This window comes from Micromonospora sp. CPCC 205739 (genome assembly GCF_036906795.1).
In the GTDB taxonomy this organism is placed as follows: Bacteria; Actinomycetota; Actinomycetes; order Mycobacteriales; family Micromonosporaceae; genus Micromonospora.
Genome location: NZ_JBAKHS010000047.1, coordinates 1 through 5,036 on the forward strand (window position 1 = coordinate 1; position 5,036 = coordinate 5,036).

Consider the following 5,036-nt stretch of genomic DNA (forward strand, 5'->3'; position numbering starts at 1 on the left):
GGCGACTGCGAGCACGGCGGCTTCGGGGCCGGAGATGACCACGGACCGGGGGCCGTTGACGGCGGCGATGTCCGCACCGCCAGCGGCCGCCGCACCGCCAACCGTGCCCGTGCCCGCACCGTTGCCGTTGCTAGCTGAGTCGTTTACGTCATCAGCTCCAAAGGACCCGACCACGACACCCGGACCCGCCAGCGCCGCTCGAACCTCCTCCTCCGACGCCTGAGTGGCGACCATCGCCCCACCAACCGGCAACGCCTGCATCAACCGACCCCGCGCCGCCACCAACCGCGCGGCATCCGCCAACGACAACACCCCGGCCACGTGCGCGGCAGCCAACTCACCGATCGAATGCCCGGCCACGAAATCCGGCCGCACACCCCACGACTCCACCAACCGGAACAACGCCACCTCGACCGCGAACAACCCCGCCTGCGCATAACCCGTGAGCCGGACATGCTCCTCGTCATCACCCCAGACCACCTCACGCAACGGCCGATCCAGGTGCGTATCCAGCTCCGCCACCACCGCGTCGAAGGCCGACGCGAACACCGGGAACGCGGCATGCAGCTCACGGCCCATGCCGAGGCGCTGTGCGCCCTGGCCGGTGAAGAGCACCGCCAGCCGGCCGCCCGGTCGGGCCACGCCGGTGACCAGGCCGGGAGCGGCGGTGCCGGTGGCCAGGGCGGTCAGTCCGGCGGAGAGCTCCGCCGGGTCCGCGCCCAGCACCACCGCCCGGTGGCCGAAGAGTGCCCGTCCGGTGACGAGCGTCCGGCCGGCCGCCGGCACGTCCGCCGGGTCGATCCGCGCGGCGAGGTCGGCGAGCCGGCCGGCGAGGGCGCGTACGGCGGTGTCGGACCGCGCCGACACCAACCAGGGCACGAGGCCGTCGACCGGTCGGGCGGTGGTGGAGGACTCCGCGTCGCGGGGCGCCTCCTCGATGATCACGTGGGCGTTGGTGCCGGAGAGCCCGAAGGAGGAGATTCCCGCGCGGCGCGGGTGCCCGTTCGCCGGCCACTCGCGGGGCCGGGTCAGCAGCTCCACCGCACCGGCGGACCAGTCCACCTGCGGCGAGCGCTCCTCGGCGTGCAGGGTGCGGGGCATCAGCCCGTGCCGCATTGCGAGGACCATCTTCATCACCCCGGCGACGCCCGCGGCGGCCTGCGTGTGCCCCAGGTTCGACTTGATCGACCCGAGCCGTAGTGGACGGTCCGCCGGCCGCTCCTGGCCGTACGTGGCCAGCAGCGCCTGCGCCTCGATCGGGTCGCCGAGGGTGGTGCCGGTGCCGTGCGCCTCCACCACGTCGACCTCGGCGGCCGGCACCCGGGCCGAGGCGAGGGCCGCGCGGATGACCCGTTGCTGGGCGGGACCGTTCGGCGCGGTCAGCCCGTTCGACGCGCCGTCGGAGTTGACCGCCGAGCCCCGCACCACGGCGAGGACGGGGTGGCCGTGGCGGCGGGCGTCGGAGAGGCGCTCGACCAGCAGCAGGCCCGCGCCCTCGGAGAAGCCGGTGCCGTCGGCGCCCGCGCCGAACGACCGGCAGCGGCCGTCCGGGGAGAGCCCGCGCTGCCGGCTGAACTCGACGAAGGTGTCCGGGGTGGCCATCACGGTCACCCCGCCGGCGAGCGCGAGGCTGCATTCCCCGGACCGCAGCGCCTGCGCGGCCAGGTGCAGCGCGACCAGCGACGACGAGCAGGCGGTGTCGACGGTGACCGCCGGCCCCTCCAGCCCGAAGGCGTACGCGACGCGGCCGGAGGCGATCGAGCCGGTGTTCGTGTTGTCCTGATAGTCGTGGTACATCACGCCGGCGAAGACGCCGGTGGGGCTGCCCTTGAGCGTGCCCGGGTCGATTCCTGCGCGTTCGAAGGTCTCCCAGGCACACTCCAGCAGCAGCCGCTGCTGCGGGTCCATCGCCACCGCCTCGTTGGGGCTGATGCCGAAGAAGCCGGCGTCGAACTCGGCGGCCTCGGCGAGGAAGCCGCCGGAGCGGGAGTAGGTCCGCCCCTCGGCACCCCGCTCCGGGTGGTAGATGCCGTCGACGTCCCAGCCCCGGTCGGCGGGGAAGTCGCCGATCGCGTCCACGCCGTCGGCGACCAGCTCCCACAGCTGCTCCGGCGAGCCGACACCACCGGGGAAGCGGCAGCTCATCGCGACGATGGCGATCGGCTCGTCGACGGGCCGCGCCGCCGCGACGGCGGCACCCGGGGTCGTCTCGCCGGGGGTGAGCACCTCGTCGAGGTGCGCGGCCACGGCGACCGCCGTGGGGTGGTCGAAGACCAGGGTGGCCGGCAGCCGCAGCCCGGTCACCGTGGTCAGCCGGTTGCGCAGTTCCACCGCCGACAGCGAGTCGAAACCGAGGTCCTTGAACGCCTGGTCGGGCTGGACGGCGTCCACCGAGGCGTGGCCGAGCACGGCGGCGATCTCGACGCGTACCAGATCGAGGAGGGCCTCGCGGCGCTCGGAGGTGGACCGGCCGGCGAGCCGGCGGAGCAGGTCGTCACCGCCGGCCGGCGCGGTGGCGCCGGCTCGCGCGACCGGCCGGGCCGGCGGGACGAGGCCGCGCAGGGCGGCCGGGAGGGGTTGGCTGGCGGCGACCGCGCGCAGGGCCGGCAGGTCGAGGCGGACCGGCACCCGCAGCGGCTCGGCGGCGTCGAGCGCCGCGGTGAACAGGTCGAGCCCCTCGGTGCGGGTGAGCGGCGGGAAGCCGTTGCGGCCCAGCCGACGCAGCTCGGCGGCGGTGAGCCGGTCGCCCATCCCGTCGCCCGCCCACAGCCCCCAGGCCAGCGAGACGGCCGGCAGCCCCGCGGCGCGGCGGTGCGCGGCCAGGGCGTCGAGGAAGACGTTCGCGGCGGCGTACCCGCTCTGGCCGGGCGCGCCGAGCACCCCGGCCGCCGACGAGAAGAGCACGAACATCCGCAGGTCGCGCGCGAGTTCGTGCAGGTGCCAGGCGGCGGTCGCCTTGGGGGCGAGGACGGCGTCGACCCGTTCGGGGGTGAGCGCGGCGAGGACGCCGTCGTCGAGCACGCTGGCGGCGTGCACCACCCCGGTCAGCGGGCGGGCGGCGGGCACGCTGGCCAGCAGCCGGGTCAGCGCGTCCCGGTCGGTGACGTCGCAGGCGGCGACCGCGACGTCGCCACCGAGGTCGGCCAGCTCGGCGACCAGCTCCCGGGCGCCGGGGGCGTCGATGCCACGCCGGCTGGTCAGCAGCAGGTGGCGGACGCCGAGGTCGGTGACGAGGTGCCGGGCGACCAGCGCGCCCAGGCCGCCGGTGCCGCCGGTGACCAGGACGGTGCCGTGCTCGCTCGGCGCGGCCGGGGTCGCGGGCTCCGCCGCACGGACCAGGCGCGGCACCCGGATCTCGCCGCCGCGCAACGCCAGCTCCGGCTCGCCGCAGGCCACCGCCGCCGACAGGCGACGACCCGATTCGACGGTACGGTCGAGGTCCAGCAGCGCGAACCGGCCCGGGTGCTCGGCCTCCGCCGACCGGAGCAGTCCCCACAGCGGCGCGGTGGCGAGGTCGACGTTGCCCCCACCCACCGGTACGGCGCCGGTGGTGACCAGCACCAGCCGGGCCGCGCCGAAGCGGGCGTCGGCCACCCACTCCTGGGCCAGCCGCAGCGTCCACGCCACCGCCGCGCGCAGCCGCGCCGGCACGTCCTGACCGGGGAACGCCGGCACGGTGACCAGCACCCGGTCGGGCACCGGGGCGCCCGCGTCGACGGCGTCGGCGAGCGCGGCGAGGTCGGCGTGGGCCGGCAGCTCCGCCGCCCCCGCCGGTGGCGTACCCACCAGCGCGACGGCTCCGGTCCCGGCCTGCGGGGCGGCACCGGTCAGCGGCACCCAGCCGAGCCGGTACATCGCGTCGGGGCGGGTTCCGGGGTCGAGCTGGTCGGCGCTGACCGCGCGGTAGCCCAGCGAGTCCACGGTGAGCACCGGCTGCCCGGCCGCGTCGGCCACCGTGACGGAGGCGCTGCGGGGGCCGCGGCGGGTGATGCGGACCCGCAGGGCGGTGGCGCCGGCGGCGTGCAGGGACACCCCGTTCCAGGAGAACGGCAGCAGCGTCTCCCCGGTCGACGCGTCGGCGGCGTCGCGGTCGGCGGCGTCGAGCAGGGCGGCGTGCAGGCCGGCGTCGAGCAGCGCGGGGTGCAGGCCGAAGTGGGCGGCGTCCGGGTGGGCCGGCTCGGGGAGCACGACCTCGGCGTACACCTCGTCGCCGTGCCGCCAGGCCGCGCGCAGGCCCTGGAACGTCGGCCCGTACGCGTAGCCGTCGGCGAGCAGCCGCTGGTAGCCGTCGTCGACGGGCAGCGGGGTGGCGCCGGCCGGCGGCCAGGCGTCCAGCGGCGCGGCCGGTGCGGGTACGGAGGCGGAGAGCAGCCCGACGGCGTGCGCCGTCCAGGCGGTGTCCTCGGCGTCGTCTCCGGAGTAGACGGCGACGCTACGGTTGCTCGCCTCGTCGGCCCCGCCGACGACGACCCGCAGCACGACCGCCGCGCGGTCGGGCAGCGGCAGCGGTGCCTGGAGGGTCAGCTCGACCAGGTGGGGGCAGCCGACCCGGTCACCGGCGTGCACGGCCAGGTCGACCAGGGCGGCGCCGGGCAGCAGCACCGTCCCGGCGACGGCGTGGTCGGCGAGCCACGGGTGGGTGGTGAGCGAGACCCGCCCGGTCAGCACCACCCCGCCGGAGTCCGGTACGACCACCTCGGCGCCGAGCAGGGGGTGCCGTAGCGCGGCCAGTCCGGCGGCGACGACCTCTCCGTCTCCCGCCCCGGCCCAGGCGTCGGCCCAGTACTCCCGCGCGTCGGCCCAGTAGCGCTGCCGCTGGAACGGGTAGGTGGGCAGCTCGACGCGGCTGCCGGTGAGCAGCGTAGTCCAGTCGACGGTGGTGCCGGTGACGTGCAGCTTCGCCAGGGCGGTGAGGGCCTGGCGCTGTTCGTCGTGTCCGCGCCGCAGGCTGGGGATGATCGTGACGTCGTCGCTGAGGATGCCCTCGATCATCGGGGTGAGGGCGGCGTCGGGGCCGAGTTCCAGGAACGTCGTCG

Annotated in this window: 1 protein-coding gene; it reads right to left on the reverse strand. The window is 76.4% G+C overall.

Annotated elements, in window-relative coordinates; genetic code table 11:
* A partial coding sequence (locus V6U88_RS30060) for a type I polyketide synthase (protein WP_334458277.1) occupies window positions 1–5,036 on the reverse strand: 5,036 nt, incomplete at both ends.